Source organism: Blautia sp. An249 (assembly GCF_002159835.1).
GTDB classification, from domain to species: Bacteria; Bacillota; Clostridia; order Lachnospirales; family Lachnospiraceae; genus Blautia_A; species Blautia_A avistercoris.
In genome coordinates, this window is sequence record NZ_NFJL01000017.1 from 38,140 (window position 1) to 55,965 (window position 17,826).

The 17,826-nt window shown below is 45.7% G+C and carries 18 protein-coding genes; all 18 read right to left on the bottom strand.

Annotation, left to right across the window (positions count from 1 at the left end):
• Positions 1-8: 8 nt before the first annotated feature.
• Positions 9-1,298, bottom strand: coding sequence for a TRAP transporter large permease (locus tag B5F53_RS14600; protein WP_087224626.1), 1,290 nt, complete (start codon positions 1,296-1,298; stop codon positions 9-11).
• Between the two features lie 4 nt (positions 1,299-1,302).
• The gene (locus B5F53_RS14605; RefSeq protein WP_162610619.1) at positions 1,303-1,815 is read right to left on the bottom strand and encodes a TRAP transporter small permease; all 513 of its coding nucleotides are present in this window, start codon (positions 1,813-1,815) and stop codon (positions 1,303-1,305) included.
• Between the two features lie 29 nt (positions 1,816-1,844).
• A complete protein-coding gene (locus B5F53_RS14610; protein ID WP_087224633.1) occupies positions 1,845-3,062 on the bottom strand; it encodes a DctP family TRAP transporter solute-binding subunit in 1,218 nt (405 codons plus the stop codon).
• A 99-nt stretch (positions 3,063-3,161) separates the two neighbouring features.
• Positions 3,162-3,857 carry a FadR/GntR family transcriptional regulator gene (locus tag B5F53_RS14615; protein WP_087224636.1) on the bottom strand — a complete coding sequence of 232 codons (696 nt, stop codon included), beginning with the start codon at positions 3,855-3,857 and terminating at the stop codon, positions 3,162-3,164.
• A gap of 240 nt (positions 3,858-4,097) precedes the next feature.
• Positions 4,098-4,661, bottom strand: coding sequence for a PepSY domain-containing protein (locus tag B5F53_RS14620; protein ID WP_162610620.1), 564 nt, complete (start codon positions 4,659-4,661; stop codon positions 4,098-4,100).
• 89 nt (positions 4,662-4,750) lie between these two features.
• The gene (locus B5F53_RS14625) at positions 4,751-5,647 is read right to left on the bottom strand and encodes an LCP family protein (RefSeq protein WP_087224642.1); all 897 of its coding nucleotides are present in this window, start codon (positions 5,645-5,647) and stop codon (positions 4,751-4,753) included.
• Positions 5,648-5,794: 147 nt separating this feature from the next.
• On the bottom strand, positions 5,795-6,550 hold the full coding sequence (locus B5F53_RS14635; RefSeq protein WP_087224648.1) for a tyrosine-protein phosphatase: 756 nt from the start codon (positions 6,548-6,550) through the stop codon (positions 5,795-5,797).
• Between the two features lies 1 nt (position 6,551).
• Positions 6,552-7,415 (bottom strand): immunoglobulin-like domain-containing protein, encoded by an 864-nt coding sequence (locus B5F53_RS14640; RefSeq protein ID WP_162610621.1) that lies wholly within the window; start codon positions 7,413-7,415, stop codon positions 6,552-6,554.
• A complete protein-coding gene (locus tag B5F53_RS14645) occupies positions 7,393-8,850 on the bottom strand; it encodes a polysaccharide biosynthesis tyrosine autokinase (RefSeq protein WP_087224654.1) in 1,458 nt (485 codons plus the stop codon). The genes B5F53_RS14640 and B5F53_RS14645 overlap by 23 nt, the downstream gene beginning before the upstream one ends.
• Positions 8,851-8,852: 2 nt before the next feature.
• Complete coding sequence (locus tag B5F53_RS14650; RefSeq protein WP_087224657.1) at positions 8,853-10,268, bottom strand: polysaccharide biosynthesis tyrosine autokinase; 1,416 nt, start codon at positions 10,266-10,268, stop codon at positions 8,853-8,855.
• A 12-nt stretch (positions 10,269-10,280) separates the two neighbouring features.
• The gene (locus tag B5F53_RS14655) at positions 10,281-11,102 is read right to left on the bottom strand and encodes an immunoglobulin-like domain-containing protein (protein ID WP_087224660.1); all 822 of its coding nucleotides are present in this window, start codon (positions 11,100-11,102) and stop codon (positions 10,281-10,283) included.
• A gap of 31 nt (positions 11,103-11,133) precedes the next feature.
• The gene (locus B5F53_RS14660) at positions 11,134-12,894 is read right to left on the bottom strand and encodes an ABC transporter ATP-binding protein (protein ID WP_087224663.1); all 1,761 of its coding nucleotides are present in this window, start codon (positions 12,892-12,894) and stop codon (positions 11,134-11,136) included.
• Positions 12,895-12,966: 72 nt separating this feature from the next.
• On the bottom strand, positions 12,967-13,752 hold the full coding sequence (locus tag B5F53_RS14665) for a hypothetical protein (RefSeq protein WP_087224666.1): 786 nt from the start codon (positions 13,750-13,752) through the stop codon (positions 12,967-12,969).
• 6 nt (positions 13,753-13,758) lie between these two features.
• Positions 13,759-14,109, bottom strand: a complete 351-nt coding sequence (locus B5F53_RS14670; RefSeq protein WP_087224669.1) for a hypothetical protein — start codon at positions 14,107-14,109, stop codon at positions 13,759-13,761.
• 6 nt (positions 14,110-14,115) lie between these two features.
• Positions 14,116-15,180 carry a radical SAM protein gene (locus tag B5F53_RS14675; protein WP_087224673.1) on the bottom strand — a complete coding sequence of 355 codons (1,065 nt, stop codon included), beginning with the start codon at positions 15,178-15,180 and terminating at the stop codon, positions 14,116-14,118.
• Entirely contained in the window at positions 15,164-15,496 is a 333-nt protein-coding gene (locus tag B5F53_RS14680; protein WP_087224676.1) for a PqqD family protein, read from the bottom strand. Before B5F53_RS14680 ends, B5F53_RS14675 begins: the two co-directional genes overlap by 17 nt.
• 1 nt (position 15,497) lies before the next feature.
• Complete coding sequence (locus B5F53_RS14685) at positions 15,498-16,925, bottom strand: sensor histidine kinase (protein ID WP_087224679.1); 1,428 nt, start codon at positions 16,923-16,925, stop codon at positions 15,498-15,500.
• Positions 16,922-17,638: a LytR/AlgR family response regulator transcription factor gene (locus tag B5F53_RS14690; protein ID WP_087224682.1), complete on the bottom strand. Its 717-nt coding sequence runs from the start codon at positions 17,636-17,638 to the stop codon at positions 16,922-16,924. The genes B5F53_RS14685 and B5F53_RS14690 overlap by 4 nt, the downstream gene beginning before the upstream one ends.
• Between the last annotated feature and the right edge of the window lie 188 nt (positions 17,639-17,826).

The following is a 17,826-nucleotide window of genomic DNA, read 5'->3' on the forward strand; positions in this document are numbered from 1 at the left end:
TCCCTTCTTTACAAAAATCCAAATGTCTCCGGCAGAATCAGAGTAATTGCCGGAAACAGACAAACCAAAGCAAGCGCTGCAAAAGAGAGAATTAAAAACGGAACTAAAGCTTTCACCACTTCTTCGAATTTTCGTTTTCCCACAGCCGTTGCGGAATAGAGGACTACTCCTACAGGCGGAGTAATTAAACCAAGCGTCAGATTCATCAGCATAATTACGGCAAAGTGTACGGGATGTATTCCAACCTCGTACATAATAGGCGCCAGAATCGGTGCAAAAAGAATAATAGCAGCTCCTGTATCCATGAACATCCCAACAGCCAGCAGAAATAGATTAATTAAAAACAAAAGCAGATATTTGTTATCTGAAATTTCCAGCAGCATCGATGCAATCTGTTCCGGTACCCGTTCCATCCCCATAATCCATGCAAACACCGAAGCAAAAGAAATAATCAGAAAAATATTCGCCATCTGATGCGCCACTCCTCCAAGTGCCTTCTTAAAATCTTTCAAATGATAATTACGGTATACAAAGATTCCCAGAATCAGGGAATATACGCATGCAATATTCGCAGATTCTGTGGCCGTAAACCATCCGCCCAATACGCCTCCGATAATAATAAGAGGCATTCCCAACGTGATTATTCCGTTTAAAAGAATTGATTTTTTCTCTTTCCAGCCTGTTTTTTCCTGACATGCCGGAAAATTCTTCTTATCCCTTACAGAAATAATATATAAAATCTGCGCCAGCCCCAGCATAACTCCGGGAAGCAGACCTGCCAGAAACAATGCTCCCACAGAAAGTCCCATAACGCTTGCATAAAGCACTGCAATATTACTTGGCGGAATCAGCGGACTTTGCAGAGAAGAAGCTGCCGTAAGGGCACATGAAAAATTAGGTTCATACCCTTCTTCATCCATGGCATCCATCTCCACTTTTCCCAATGCTGCAATATCTCCCAGAGCCGTACCGGAAACACTTCCGAATACCATACTTACAATCACATTTACATAAGCCAGCCCTCCGCGGAATCTGCCTACAAATAATTTTACAAAGCGAAACAGTTTACCGGATATATCTGCATGAACCATAATATCTGCAGCCAGAAGGAAAAACGGGATAGCAAGAAGCTGAAACTGATTCAAACCCTCATACAGACGATTTGGTATTACAGATATATAAGAAACATTGGTAATTAAAATATAAATAAACGATGTAATCCCCATAGAATAAGAAATAGGAATTCCTGCCAGAATCAGAACTACTAAAAGAAGCATAATTCCCAAAAACTGTCCCATCCTGTCATCCTCCTTTCTGTTCTGCTTTTACCGCCAGCAATGTATCTGTGATTTTCCAGAGAAGCTGAATAGAAATCATCAGGCTCCCAAATAAAATACTGGATTTGGGAATAAACATACGAATACGAAGTGCCGGCGAAAATTCACTCAGACTATACTGTAACTGAGTCACTGAAACTGCAAAAACAATCAGCATAAACAAAAGCATAATTGCCTGTATCAGCAAATCCAGCCCCCATCTTGTTTTCTTCGGTAATCGGTCAATCAGAAAAGTGACGGATGAGTTCTCCCCGCTTCGAATTAACATGCTTGCCCCTAAAAATGCCAGCCAAATCATGCAATATCTGGCCGTCTCCTCCGTCCAGGCAATCGAACCAGAAAAAACGTAACGTCCCAGAACCTGATAGAAAACCGACAGAAACATCAGGATCGTTAATATGCAGCAAATGGTTCCGACTATCTCATCAATAATTTCCGATATTTCATCCAGTTTTGTTCTAAATGATGCAGGCTTCATAAACATCCCCCATTTCTTTCCTTCCCTGATCAGGGTTCCCTTTTCTCCTTCACTTTTTTCATATCTCTTTGATATTTTTTCCCAATTACCAGCACGGTCAGTACCAGCAAAACAATAATTACCAGATAAGGCACTACATTTGCCTGACTGACTTTCAGATTCTGTGTTTCTTCTCCGGTATCTTCTGACGACTCTGCTGTCTTTGTCAGCGCTTCCTGAAATTCTGCCACATCCTCTTCCCCCAGTTCACTTATCAGCCATTTTGTAACTGGTTCCTGTGCAATTTTAAAGCTCTCTCTTTCCGAATCATTGGGAGTATAAATCTCCACTCCCTTCTCCTCTAAAAATTCAAGGGCAATCCCTTCTGTGGATGTAATCGTTCCTCTGGCTGCTGTCTGTGCCATTTCTCCTCCTTCCAGTACAACAGCCTGCAAATCTTCCGGCAGAGAGCGGAGCCACTTCTCGTTTACGATTAAAAATGCCGGGGAAATTGAATGGCCGTCCAGACTGTAATACTTCTGCTGTTCATAGATAGAATTATCCAGCATAACCAGAGGTGCATTTTCCTGGCCATCCACAACTCCTGTCTGGAGGGCGGAATATAATTCACTGAAAGCCATTCCTGTGGGTACTGCACCAAATGTTTCCAGTGTTGTAATATAAGCCGCGCTTTGCATACAACGGATTTTTAATCCTTTTAAATCTTCCGCTGTATGAATCTGTCGTATGTTATTGGAAAAATTCCGAAAACCTCCATTATCAAATCCGGCGATTATTCTTACGCCTGTTTTGGCAGCAATCTCTTCATACATCTTCTCCATATAAGGTCCATCCAGAAAATCATAAAATTCTGCCCGGTCGTCAAAGGCATATGGAAGAGAAAACATTTGAATCTCCGGATAATAATTAGACAAATCGGAATCACCTGCAGTACTGCATTCAATCACTCCCTGCATACACTGCAGTAAAATTTCTGATGCATTTCCCAAAGAACTGTTCGTATAAATGTTTACTTCAATCTGTCCATTAGATGCAGATTCCACATAATTCTTAAAAGCTAACTGGGCTGCATAGTTGAAATTCATAACTGTATTTTGGCCAATCGCAGTATACTCTGTGGAACTGCAGGCCAGACGAATAGAATACCTGGGTTCCTCTTTTGCTGCTCCCACTGGTATGGCACATACTGCTGCAAGTACAGCCCCCACAAGGAACGATATTAACCGGTTTCTGAAAACTTTGCTCATAAACCCTCTCCTTTCTGTCTGATGTCAGACATGTTAATGTAATAAAATATTCCTTTAATGGAAATCTCCAGACAAAGGAGATTTCCATCCTGTTCTCTTTTATTTCGCAATCTGCAGCAGTTTCTCTATATCTGCCACCACTTCATAAATGTGCTCTCTCATTACCTCCTGTGCAAGCTCTGCATCCTGCTCCTTCATCGCCTCTATGATTCTTCTGTGCCCTTCAGCCGCTTTCTCGAAATATTTGGTAAAAACAAAGCCCTTAATCCTGTATTCCGTATAAGTACTTTCAAATTTCCGGTACATATCCTCCAGCAAGACCATATCGGCAGTTTCCACAATGAGCCGGTGAAATGCCTCGTCATATTCCAGTCTTGCGGAAAGATCGGTTGAGCTTGTGGATTCATATGCCTGATTAATTGCAGTTAATTTTGTAATCGTGTCTTCTGTAGCCTTTACCGCAGCTTTCCGGACAGCCAGACACTCCAGCGCTTCCCTGATTTCTACCAGATTTTCAAAAGTTTCTGTCTGAGAATGATACCATTGCTCCATTTTTTTTGTCTGGGCTTCTCCAGATAAAACAAAACTCCCTTTTCCTTTCACAATCTGGATTAAATTCTCTGCCTGAAGCATTTTTAACGCCTCCCTTACAGAAGAACGCCCCACCGAATACTCTGCGGCCAGCATTTTCTCACTGGGAAGTTTCCCACCGGCCTCATATTCTCCATTTTCTATTCTTTTTTTCAGATTCTCAACTAAATAAGAAGCAACTGAATTCCATGAACTGTATTTCATCTGGTATCTCCTTCTGATAGTGTCTTTCGTTTTCACTTGTCTGATATGTGACACCTCTCTTATACGTATAATACTACCAGATTTCGACAAAAATCAAGATTTAAATCTTACAAAATTTTTGATTTTATTTTATGCATTATTTTTCAGCAAAGCTTATTTCCATTTACTGCCGGTTTAAACTTTTACTTCAGGTAAAAGAAAACCGCTGCGGAGCACTTTCCCCGCAGCGGACTGTTTCCTTCAATCGTCCATATCCTCTTCTTCCCAGCTTAAAATCTTTCCTGTTTCTGCATCAATTTCAAATTCGTATTCCATATTCTTATATAAAATATCTCCCTCGTAAATCCACTTTCCGTCATCCCGGTCTAACTTCATGTAAAGTTTCTTCTCCGATGCTCCCGGAACTTTCTTTAATACGATTTTCTGTACTTCTGACTCTGAAAGAATTTCCTCTCTGACTTCCTTTGAGGTCAGAAAATCATCTTCGATTTCAAAATCTTTAGATAAAATCTTCCCGGTTTTTGCGTCAATTTCGTAATCGTATTCCTTTTCACCGGCATAGAATTCCACTTCGTAGTAAAGCTGTCCGTCGTCATAGTCCAGTTTGACTCTGGATTTGTCAATCTCTTTTTCTTTCAGATCAGCGTCTTTTCTGGCCGTCTCCAGGGCTTTTTCCTCTGTCAGCTCTGCCTCTTTCTGAATGTTCCTGATTTTTGCCGCGTTTACGGAAACACCTCCCGCTGCTGTCAGAACCATCGCTGCTGCTAAAATCCCTGCCATTGCTTTTAATTTTCTATTTTTCATGTTCATTTCCTCCTTAACATTTCTCTTTGTTTTTTGTTAAGGCTATTATAAAAAAGGAAAATTAAAACCAGATTAAAATATTTCATTTTTTAATTTCCATACAACTGATTTTTCAGATAGTCCTGGTTTACCTTCAAATCCGGTACCAATACCATCATTCCCCGTATCACGGCAGGGGTATAACCTCCGTCTACAGGAACCCGGTAACTGTCTACAGAACGGGCACCTGTCTGAAATACTTCCAGCGCATATCCCAGAATCTGGGAAGTACTCATATCTGTGGTCAGATAAGGAATCAGGCTGTTCACCGTATTCATAATAGTTGCAATATCCGCATTCTTGAATTTATCAAATACTGCTGTCAGCACCCTTCTCTGGCGTTCTGTCCGCTCATAGTCCGCATTTCCCACAGAACGGATCCGGCTGTATCTCAGGGCCTGTTCCCCGTTTAAGTGGTTTGCTCCCTCCTTTAAAGAAGGATCGTTTAAATAAGCTGCCTCCGCCTGGTTCAGCGTAATGTCTACTCCGCCCAAAGTATCGATGCATCCCACAAATCCTTCAAAATCCACTTCCACATTTCCGTCTACGGATATTCCGAAATTTTTCTGCAGGGTTTCATCCAGCAGCGACATTCCGCCAAAGGCATAGGCCGCGTTCAGCCGGTTATCACTGTAGCCGGGAATCTGCACATACAAATCACGCATAAAAGAGGTCATAGATAATTTCTTTGTCTCTTTATTAATGGTCACAAGGATCATGGAGTCAGAACGCTGCCGGCTCTCGCCCTCCCGTCTGTCCTGCCCAATGAGAAGGATATTAACCACTTCCTTGTCTTTCATCACATCCGGATCGGCACCTTCCCAGGTAATCTGAGACTCTTCCATCTCTGTGACATTCTCAGGAATATCCTCGTCTGTCTCAAAAGATTCCTTAGAAGGATCAATTCTTTCTTCCTGGCTGGTATCTACTTTTTCAATGGAGCCCACCTTGTAAAAGACATAGCCGTACAGAATTCCGGCTGTGAGAACCAGAAGGGGGCCAGGATAATCAGCAGAATTTTTATCGCTAAGGGTACTTTTCTCTTTCTTTTCATCTCATCACCTCTTTCTGCCAGGCTTTTGGCCTGGGTTTCCTCAGGAATAATCATACGGAACCGGATTGGTACGGAGTGTTTTTTCTCCTCTTAAAATCCGCCGGGGATTTTCCGTAAGCAGCCGCTGCCGGACGGATTCCCCGTAGTTTTCTCTTAAAACTTCTTTTAATTCTACCATATCCGGCGTACGAATATAAGGGCTGTGTGCATCGGAAGCCGCCACTGTGACAATTTTATGTCTCAGCAGGGAATCTGCCGTCCTTTGCACCTTCTTTCCGAATCTGCCCAGAATACTTCCTTTATTTATCTGTATTACTATCCCCATCTGATACCATTCGTATACGTGGGCGGGTACTTTCTGCACACAGAAATACCGTTCCGGATGGGCTAACACAGGAAGGTATCCTGCTTCTGTGGTTTCAAACAGAACCCGGTAAATTTCTGCCGCCGGCACATCCATGGGAAATTCCATCAGCACATACCGGGTCTGATTCAAAGACAGGAGCTGACCTTTCTGCAGCCGTTTCAGAAACTCTTCCCCCGCAAAGATTTCCATTCCGGGAAGAACAGTAAGGGGAATTTTTTCTTCTTCCAGTATTTGCCGGAACTCTTTTAACTGTTTTAAATAAAGAGCAGCTTCCCGGGGATCCGGCTTTCCCGGCAGATTGCTGTGAACCGTTGCCGCAACTGTATCCACTCCGGATTCTGCGGCCATCTCCGCCATCTCAACTGCATCGTCCCAGGACTGGGCGCCGTCGTCGATCCCGGGCAGAATATGTATATGAAGATCAATCATCTCAGTTTTCTCCTGTTACCGTAACGGCAAGAACTGCCTCTGCTTTCTGTGTGCCATCCAGAGAATATACCGTATAAATCACCTGATAGCGTCCCGGCTGAGTCACATCCACCAGATTATTTACCTGCACCCGGGACAGAAGACTTCCCTGTCGGGGATCCAGGGCTTCCTGCACATAATCCAGAGGATAGAACTCACTTCCTGTGGGAATGGTAATGCTGGTTTCTGTTAAATGAAGTTCAATATCCGATACTTCCCCGGTAATATCTGCCTCCACCGTCTGCCGGGCAGTATCCAGAAAAGAATTATTTAAAGTAAAGGTAATGGAGTATTTCCCCTTAGACAGCCGTGTCCGCACCCAGGTCACCTGACTGATACAATCGTTGCCGAAACCGTCCTGAGCTGTCAGATCTCCCTTTTCCCCCAGGGTTTCCGCCAGATTGTCAAGCTCACCTGCGTCGATCTGCAAGGGGTCTTCCACCGATAACTGAGGCCCTTTATAACCTTCCATTTTCAGAGTTCTGGTCTGTGTTGCTTCCTTTCCCTGAGAGTCAAAAGCGGTATAACGAATCACCTTTTCATTTTGTGTCCCGTCTGCTGTTAATACTGCCTGTACCGTATCGGTCACATCGGTTCCGTCCCGGGTCCTGGCTGAGACGCCCTCCATGAAATCAAAGTTTCCCTCTCCTCCATAAGTAAGCACTTCCGGTTCAAAAAGAAACTGAATTTCTTCCGGTTCTCTGCCTGTCTGGGGCTCTGCCTGTTTCTTTTTGTCCTGAATATAAGCTGCTCCCAGCAGTCCCGTCAGAAGGAGAACGGAGACGATTCCCAGAATGACCCGTCTATTGTGTTTTCTTTTCTCCATAGCCGTATTTTCCATACCCGTACTTTCCGTAGCCATAGTATCCATAGCCATATCTGCCGTATCCGTAATAGCCGTATCCGCCCCGGTGAACCGGAACCCGGTTAAAAGCATAGCCCAGAAGCTGCGCGTTCCCCTCCTCCAGGGCTGAAACGCCCTCGAGCACCCTCCTCTTTGTGACAAAGTCATGACGAATCAGGTACAAAATACAATCTGCGTATTCTGAAAGGATTCCTGCATCCTCGAATAAATCACAGGGAGGCGCATCAATGAGAATCAAGTCCATGGTTTCCCGGCAGCTATCTATCAACTCTTTCATTTTCTTATGATTGAGAATTTTGGGAATCCGAGATGCGGGTTTATCTCCGCACAGCATCCAGATACTGCTCCTCTCTTCCTGTTCCAGGGCCTCTTCCAGAGGGACATTCCCTTTGATTACACTTTCCAGTCCTTTGCCCTGCTTTTCGGTCATCATACTTCTTAACTTCTGTTTGCGGAGATCTCCGTCGATTAGCAGGACCTTTTTCCCATGGGAAGCAAAGGCATAAGCCAGATTCAACGCTGTGGCCGATTTTCCTTCCGAAGAAACCGTGCTTGTAATCAGAAGGACTTTGGCCTTTCTGTCTCCCATCTCCCTTTCCAGTCTCACCTGCAGGCTCATAACACTCTCCTTAAAGCCCTGTGGGATCCTGGAATTGAAAAAAGATACTTCCTGATGATTCTGCTTTCCCCTGGCCTTAAACCGCACTTCCGGGATATTTCCCAGACAGGGAAGGCTCATAATGGTCTTTATTTCTTCCGGTTTCTGTATCGTCTTTCGCAAAAGAGCAAACAGAGCAATCAGTAATACGGCTCCTGCCGCTCCCACAAGCGCCCATTTCTGTACCGTTCTGGTATAGTTTGGCTGGTTATAGGGCACAGAAGATACGGAAGGCATATCAATCATATTGAACCGGGTATTCCCAATAACAAAACGGGCCACATCCGGATAAACTTTAATGGCGGATTCCAGTATGTCTTTTGCATCCTGGGGACTGCTGCTGGTCACTGTCATAGTAATTAAGTTGGAATCCGAAACAGCCTTTGCCGAGATACTTCCATTAAGAGCATCCACACCCAGAGCCCCTAAGATAGCCTCCTGTAAAAGATTACTTCCCAGAATATAGGGAAATGTCTTTGCCATCTGTCCGGCCGTGGAACTGTCATAGTAAAAATTATAGCTCTCTGATCCGGTATCTTCGCTGGTTCCTCCTGTCAGAACTGTAAAAGAGGCGGAAGCCTGATACATAGGTACATAAAAGCCTGCCGCTTTTCCATATCCGAAGGCTCCTCCCAGCAGAGCCAGCAGCGGAATCAGATACCAGGTTTTCTTCAGTCCCCGAAGGAAATTCCATATAAGGGTTCCGAGATCAATTTCCATTTCTCTTTGTTCTTCCATGTTTATTCCTCCGCTGTCTGTGAATTTCTTCGTCCGTAATAGTGACTGCTCTCTCTTCCTTCCTGAAGAGAAAGATCTTTATGAAATGCATTTAAAACAAAACCTGCAAAGTCTACCCCGCTCTTTCGGGCCACATCCGCGGCGTCATTGATAACACGGATGTCTGTCCAGTCCTGCCGCACAATCATCAGCAGAATATCCACCTGGCGCATCATCAGTTCCGTATCACTGGAAAGGGCCATAGGCGAAGAGTCCAGAATCACATAGTCCATACTCTTGCGGCAGGCCTTCAGCAGGGTTCTCATTTTCTCAGAATCCAGCAGCACACTGGAGTTTCTCACTCCCGAATCCTGATAGATGTGGAAAAGATTTGTCTTTTTCTCATACTCTAACACATCATAGGCAGAAACTTTTCCAGACAGATAAGAAGACAGGCGGATCTGCCCGTTTTTTTCACGGCTGAAGATCCGGTACTGGGCCGGTTTCTTTAAATCCGCGTCAATGAGTACCACATTTTTCCCTTTTTCTGCCAGAGCCAGGGCCAGATTGGCTGCCACAGAAGATTTTCCCTCATTTTCGGATACGCTGGTCACCATCAGAACTTTTTCCCCTCTCCGGTTCATATGATGGCTCAGACGGGTAGCAATCTTCCGGGAGGACTCTGCAAACTTCATACTCACCATAGGGGAGGAAATCAGCAGGGATTTATTTTTCCGTCTCATCCTGTCTGACAGAGACAGACGTTTTTTCTCAAAGGGAATACTTCCCAGAATCTTTCCGTCCAGGTTTCTCCTGGCCCCTTCTTTAGTCTTTACCGTAAAGCGCAGGACGGAAAGAACCACCAGAAGAGCCGTCACAGCCAGGGCTGTCCCCAGCATCGCCAGTCTGCGGATGCGCGCCACATTGGGCACATTGGAGGGACTGTAGGGAATGGTAGGTTCCTGGACAATCCTTAAAACCGCATTGGAAAACAGATAGTCGGATACGGAATCGTAATTATCCAGAGCAGAACGGATCATCAGATACGTCTGTCTGGGATTTACGGAGGTTACTTTCAGAAGGATCAGATTGGTCTCTTCAATAATGCTGGAGGAAATCTCCCCTTCCACTGTCTCCATCCCCAAATCCTCCGCTATTTTCTCCCGGAGAGTATTGCTGTCAAATACCTCACTGAATACTCCGGCCATCTGACTGGTCAGAGACAGGGAGGTAAATGCATTGCTGTTGCTTCCTTTCGCGTTTACCACCAGGGTCGCCGTAGCCGTATACTCCGGCTCGTAAATCAGCTTCTCTGTTCCGGTTACCGCAAACCAGGCGGCCGCCGCTGCCAGTAAAATCACCCAGATGTGCCGCAGGACATCCACACAGACACTTCGGATGCTGACTTCATCCAAATTAAATTCTCTTATTTCTCCCATTTATTTTCTCCTTTATCCCCGTACAATGACCGTCAGCCAGGTTTCCCCGATCTGTCCTTTCTCACTGGTCGCCTGATAATGAACTTCATAACAGCCCGGCTGTCCTGTATTCACATTGGACTCTGCCTGTACCAGGGCCGGATCCAACGCTTCTCCGTATGTATCATTTAAAGCTTCCACGTAACTGTTGGGGTCAAAGGCCTCTCCCTGCTTCAGGTAAACCAGGCTGGAACTTAACTGGATTTCCAGAGCCTGATGAGACGCTTCGATCACATGAACAGGAAGCTGCTGCTCTTCCACATCTCCGAAGCTGTTGGTCACTTCCACGTGGATATAATAATCTCCCACATTTTTATAATCAATGGTGGATTCCGTCTGTTTCACCAGGGCGGACAGGCTGGCATCTATCATATCTGAAGCCCCGATGAATTCCATGGCGTTTTCTGTCTTTCCTGCAGGGAATACCAGAGGTTCCGTCAGGGTCAGCCTGGGCGATTCATAATCGGTGAACTTCACCTTCCTGGTAAGAGTGGCTGCCTGATTGGAGCTGTCGAATACCACATAGCTGAGATTGGAGACGCCTTTTTCCACAAACTGGGAAAACTCTCCCACCAGGATTTCGGAAGTCAGCTCCCCGTCCTTTCCATCCTGTGCCGTCAATCCCTGCAGCAAATCAGCTTCCTCATAGGAGGTGGAAATCTCCAGGATCTCCCGGTCGCTGGTCAGCACCGGCTTCGTGGGATCCTCCGCCCGTCTCTCCTTTTCCATTCCCGCTGCAAAAATCCCCACTGACAATATAAAAAGTATGATAACTGCAACTTTTACGTACTTCATTTTCTACCTCGTTTCTTTTTGCTGTATACGCTTAAGAAGACTCCAGGAAACGTTTGACCTCCTGTTCATCTGCTTCCTGCATCTGTCCCTGCTGCACCTTATAAACCCGGCTGCAGAGAGAAAATACACTTGGCCGGTGCGCCGCCACAATCACTGTACGCTGCGGCTCTCTTCGTATGATTCTTTTGAGAACCCTTTTCTCCGTGGCCACATCCAGGGCGCTGGTTGCCTCATCCAGTATCATAACGGGCGCATCTGCCAGAAGGGCTCTGGCAATGGAAATCCTCTGCTTCTGTCCTTCCGAGAAACGCTGTCCCCGCTCTCTTACCTGGGTATGGATTCCCTCCTTTAGGTTCTCTATAAACTCCCAGGCGCAGGCGGCCTCCAGAGCTGCCCGGATTTCCCCGTCGGTTGCCTCCGGTTTTACCATCCGCATATTTTCCGCAATGGTTCCCGAAAACAGGGCGTTGCCCTGGGGGATATAGCTGAACAGACAGCGGGTAGAAGAAGAAACTTCCAGAGAATTCCCTCCCGGGTTTCCTGTTACAATCCTGCCCCTCTGAGGATGGTAAAGCCCTAAAAGCAGATTCAGCGTGGTGGTCTTACCCTGGCCGGAAGGCCCGATTAGAGCCACAATCTCTCCTGGCTCTGCCCGAAAATCTGCGTCTTTATAAACCCATTTTTCCTCTTCATAGGCAAAATCCACCTGTTCCATATGTACATACACTCCTGTGTTTTTTCCTGTTTCTTTCAGGGCTTCTGCTTCTTTTTGATCTTCCTTTTTCTCCCTGGGCAGTTCCACCACTTCCATAATCCGGCTGGCGCTGGCCCCTGCCCGCACCGCCGTGGGAATCAGATTTAAAATCCCGCTGAAAGAACTTCTTAAGGATCCTGCCATAGAGACAAACATGGTCATGGTTCCGTAGCTGATCTCCCCCTGCCAGAGCCGAAAGGCGGCAAATCCATAGCAGGCATAGCCGATGGCCTGTCCCACCAGGGACGTCAGAATCATGCTGACGGACTGGACTTTATTCTGGCGGAGGGCAATCTCTACGGTTTCATTTTGTATGGTATGGAATCTTTCGGTTATCTGATCCAGAATACCGAAAGCTTTGATAAACTGTAAATTCTGAAAGGTTTCCTGATCGAAAACCGTCCGGTTACTGGCCATCTCCTGATTTTCTCTCTGAAACTGCCGCATCTTTCTGGCGCTGTATCTGGTGGTAAGAAAGGAAACAGGCGCCCCTGCCAGAGCCAGAAGAGCCATCATGGGGTCATTTCTTATGACCACCAGAAAGGCGCCGCCCAGACTGATACAGGAACTGACCACACTGGGAATGAAGGTTAAAATACTGTTGGCCACCACATTGGAATCCCCGTTGACCCGGTAGAGCAAATCTCCGGATCGGTAGGCAGACAGAGACGGCCAGTCCGTATTCAGCACCTGCTCGTAAATATCCGCCCGGATTTCATTGTTTACCTTCAGTCTCACCCGCAAAGACAGCCGCGTCTTTACGGCGCTGACAACAATCTGAAAAACCCCCACCCCTATGTAGGTCAGGGCCACCTGAAGGATTCTTTTTGAATTTACCCCGGTAATGGCGTCCACCAGATCCCGGCTGACCATGGAGGTTCCAAGTCCCAGCAGAGAACCCGAGGCCCCCAGCAGAATATAGACGCCGATGAGCGCCCAGTAGCGGCGCACATACGTATACATCCAGAGCAGTTCGCCCAGCAGTCTCTTTAGTTTTCCTTCCCGGATTTTCTGAACAATCCTTTTTAACTCCTTCATTCTCTTCCCCCGGACAAAAAAATTCCCATTCCTCTATTCTGTATTTTCCCCCGAACACAGGAATGAGAACTTCTAATCTCCAAATATTGTCTTTTCCGTAAGGGCCACTGCCTCTTCCTCCGGCCGACAGCTCAGCTCATAAACCGGAAGAGCCGTTAATAACTGATCCAAAATATCCAGACATAGCGCAGTCCCCTCCTCCATCCACCGGGGATAGAAAATGCTCCGGGAAACCGCCGCTACTTTCTCAAATCCTTCCAGTCTGCGAATCCGGTTCTTTTCATCCTGCTTTAAAACTACCAGCGCTCTAAGAGGAACCCGGTCGTTTATGCAGTAGGGAGAAGAACCATGCCAGGGAGTCCCCCACCCCAGGAAATTCTCCCGGGTTTTCTGAACGAAGACCACGTCTCCGTTAATGATTCGGGCCTCTCGGTACTGGTTCCAGAGTTCTGCCTGGGTTGTCTTTCCGATTCCGGAAGGCCCCAGAAACAGCACCCCCTTTCCCCGGTAGTCAATCAGGGAACTGTGTACCTGTATCATCCCCCGCGCCACTGCATGGGTATAAAACATCTGCAGCAATAGCTGGAGGGTTCCGTATTCATCGGAGGCGGAAAACAATTTTCCCTCCTTCCACTTTTCATCTGTCAGGAGAATGGAGCGATCCATTTTCCACAGATGAACCGGCCTGTGTTCCAGAGAATAGCACTCCATTCCATGGGCCATTTTTTCCTGATGCAGCACACTGACCTTAAAATCCGCTTTCTGTTCCTCCTCCCCCGGCAGGCTTTGAAACTGCTTCCAGCATGACGGCAGGGGAAGGCTATTTGTTTCTAAAAAGATTTCCGCTATTTTGTACATGTTTTTCTAGTAAACCAACCGCCAACAACCAAATATGTTATTGATAAATGCTTCGTGATTTATACTCGTATTTCCTACCCATGCTGAAAAATAAGCGTCTGCATTTCCGGCAGCATTAATATTCGCTACAATTTCCTCATCAGCATAATTATAAAACGGACTATTGGGATCCCCTGTATACCATCCATTATTTGTAACTCCACCTGGTGACTCATCCGTTGTCCACATAACTTGAATTCCTCTAAAATAACTTCCTTCCGTACCGGATCCGGAGCTGGCTCTGGACTCCACACTGTAGGCTTCCACCGCTACATATTCATCGCTCATGGGGATTTCCCCATAAAAACTTCCCTGCATATCATTTCACTCCTTTAAATACTTCTTTACTCTCTGGCAGAATTCCTCTGTCACCTGCTCCGGACCCCCGCATTCTGCTGCTAACAGGCCCGCGCATCTGTAACAGGCTCCCCGGACCTCACAGCTTTTGCACTCCTTCGGCCAGTCCAGATTCTCCTCATACTCTATCAGTTCCTCCCACGCTTTCTGAAAGGTTCTCTCCCTCACAGAAATATGGGGTTCCTCCATGAAACTGCAGAAACGCATGTCCCCGTTCCAGGTAATCCAGTACCCGACCCGGTAATCCCTGCAGTAGGAACAGGGTTTCCTGTCCTCCCTCATGGGCGCCTCCCTCAGACGCTTCTGTAATTTCTCTCTTTGTATCTCCCAGTTATTTTCCTCCGGGATCCTCACTTCCCTGGCCTGGCTGTCTGCCCCTCTGGCGGAAGCTTTTATGTTCTTGGTCAGGGTCAGAGGAAGACGGTTTCTGTAGGCATAGGCGACGATTCCATTAACGTCCTCCTCATTCTGGCGGATAATGGTTCCCACAAGGCTTATGGGAATCTTCAGTTCCTTCAGCGTGCGGATGCCTGCATCCACTCTTCCAAAGCCCTCTTTTACCCGGCACACCTCTTGGTATACAGAATCCCCGGAACCATAGAGGGTGAGTTTGACTCTCCTGGGAGGGTATTCCTCCAGCAGCTTCGCCATCCTCTCATTGATGAGAGAACCGTTGGTCTGCAGAGTAATGAAAAACCCCATCTGAGACAGCTCCCTCCAGATGCTCTCAAACTCCGGATGCATCAGGGGCTCTCCGCCGGTAATACACAGCCAGGTGGTTCCTGCCTTCTTTGCTTCTTCTGCTGTGCGGATCCATTCTTTTGCTGTCAGTTCCCGTCCCTGTCCCGCCATCTGATCCGGCTTTAAGTGAACGTAACACATCCGGCAGGAAAAATTACACCGGCAGGTCAGTTCAAAGGTTCCCGTGATAGGAATGGCCTCTGCATACGCCTTTTTCCATACTGCCTGATAAAAGGGATCCAGATGCTCCGTCCTTTGACAGATGGATTCCCACTCATTTCTCTGATTCATGTCTGCCCTCCGGCAGTCTCACAATATAACTGCCCCTAAGTCCGCCGCTCTCCAGAATGTTATTCTCCCTCAGAACGTTCAGAAATTTCTCAATGTCTTCCAGAGCTTTCTCCCGGGTTACTCCCCGATAGTGGTTTACTATCTGTTCCGCCAGGTCTTCCTTTTCAAATTCCTGATTTTTCATATACTCCCACAGATAAGCTCCCGAAGAAGATATGTACACAATGGACGTGACTTCCTGTACCCTTCTTCCCGTGGGGACGATCACGTACTGTCCGGCAACTTCCCTTAAAATCAGTCCGTCTTTTAATCTCATTTTATCCCTTCCCACTTACTTTTTGATTTTCATCAGAATCCGGTATATTTAAAACCATCCTTACTGTAAAAATCTCCCCGTCTTCCCAGAATTCCAGTGAACCCTGATATTTTTTAACAATCATCTGCATGCTGGAGATTCCATATCCGTACATCCTTCCCGATTTAGAGGATTTGGGGATTTTATCTCCATAACATGATACGTTCTTTCTGTTTTCACAGGAATTTTCAATTTTTATAAGCAGAGTCTGCTTTCTCTGTCCCATCTGAATCCGGATAAAGGACTTCGTATCAGAGCTGCACTGACTGCAGGCTTCCAGAGCATTCTCCAGAGCATTTCCCAGAAGTACGGTTAAATCCATCATATCAAAGGGGTAATGCTCTTTAATCTCAATGTTTTTCTGTACCTGAATCCCCTTTTCTTCTGCCTGTGCAATGTAATATCCTAAGATACTGCCTATTATAGGGTTTCTGGAAATCAGACGGCTGCTGACATTTTCCCATTCTTCCAGATATTTCCGGAGATATTCCTGCAGCTTTTCATATTCCTGTCTTTCTGACAGACTGATCAGGGTACGGAAATGATGCCTCATATTATGCATGGACTTTTTCTCTTCCTGTATCTTATCCCGCATATGCTGGGACTGAAGTTCAAAGGCTGTAAGCTGGGTGTGCATCTGCTCCTTCTCTTTCTCTATACGGAGACAGGAGAAATAGATGAAATACGCCAGAAAATCGCTGGCAATCATGCAGACCATCCATACACTGGAAGCAACATATACTCTGAATAAACGGGTATGGTTATAGATCTCCAATTCTGCCATCAGAGCCACCACATAGAGCACCAGAAGAATAATGGAGCTTATAGAAATCAGTAAAACATTCCTTTTATTTTCTCCTGACAGCATATTGAAATTATATTTCGTCAGGAACCGATACATAACAGGCATCAGTATCAGGCTGCAGATGAAGTAAAATAAAACCGCGAATGTTCCATAGGGAGTAAACATTCTCCCATACATCTCATCAATGCTGCAGAATTTTCCCCCGATTTCTGACAGAGTATAAATAGAAATCCCGTATTGAAGAGCCATTACATAGCACAGAATCCGGCCGTTGGTTCCTTTTTTGAAATTGCCAAAATATACCGCCGTGCCAAGAATCCAGACCAGGGAAAACATCACGTTTCCCACCAGCCATCCTCTTGTATAGAAGAGGAAACTCTCATAGATACTTGCCATTATCAGCGCAAACACCAGACTGAACAGGACAACTGTAGAAATTACAACCGGATACAGTCTTTTCTTTCTGATTTTTAACTGTTCATCAGAAAAAGGCACCCACAAAAGCAGGGCTACAGGCAGCAGCTGAAAGTTATACCCCAGAAACTGCATTAAGAAGTACCAAACCCTCTCAAAATCAATTATCATTCTTTTTCATTCTCCTTACCGCCCATGGCAATTTTAAACAGCCAGTCATTATAGCGTCTTCTGTTCTCCGCCCGCTCTCTGCGGCTTAACATAAAAGTAATTCCCCCGATTTCACAGGAATCTCCATTCATTCTTTCAATGGCTTCCATATTTACAATGACTCCCCGGTTAATCCTCAAAAAACGATCATCCAATTTCTCCATAAATCCCTGAATGCTGTCCCGGATTTTCAGCACAGAACCTGTGATTAGATGAATCATCAGATTATTGTGCGCACTTTCAATATATGTAATCATATGGTAAGGAACTTCCTGCTTCTGCTCCCTGCCCAGACAGACTACGGTCCTCTTCCTGTCCAGTTCCAGAAACCTTCTTTTTATTTCCTTTAAAGCTTCTGTACGATAGGGTTTTACTAAATAATGCAGGGCATTCAGCTCATATACCTCCGGGCCGAACTCCCTGCTATTACTAACGTAAACCAATTCAATTCCCGGAAAATACTGGCGGATTTCTTTGCCGATTTCGATTCCGTTTTCCTGTTTCATAAAAATGTCTAAAAATATCAGATCATAGTAAGTTCCCTGCTGTATCTGACGGACGACCTCTGTACCGCTTTCGTAAGTATCAATTTCCGCCTCCTGCCAGAGTTCATTTAAATCCGCTTTTAAACATGCCAGATCTTCTTTAATATCATCACATATTGCAATCTTCAATCGTCATATCCCCTAATTTTGTTTCCATAATACGTGTTATATCCTTTATTATATGCTTTTTTTCTTTTTCAGACCAGAGCCACTTGTCCCAAATTTCATCCATTCATACCAATTTTTACAGGTAGTCGGCTTTTTTAACCAAATTCCATATGCATCTGGTCGCATCCATAGCGGAGCATTTTTTATGT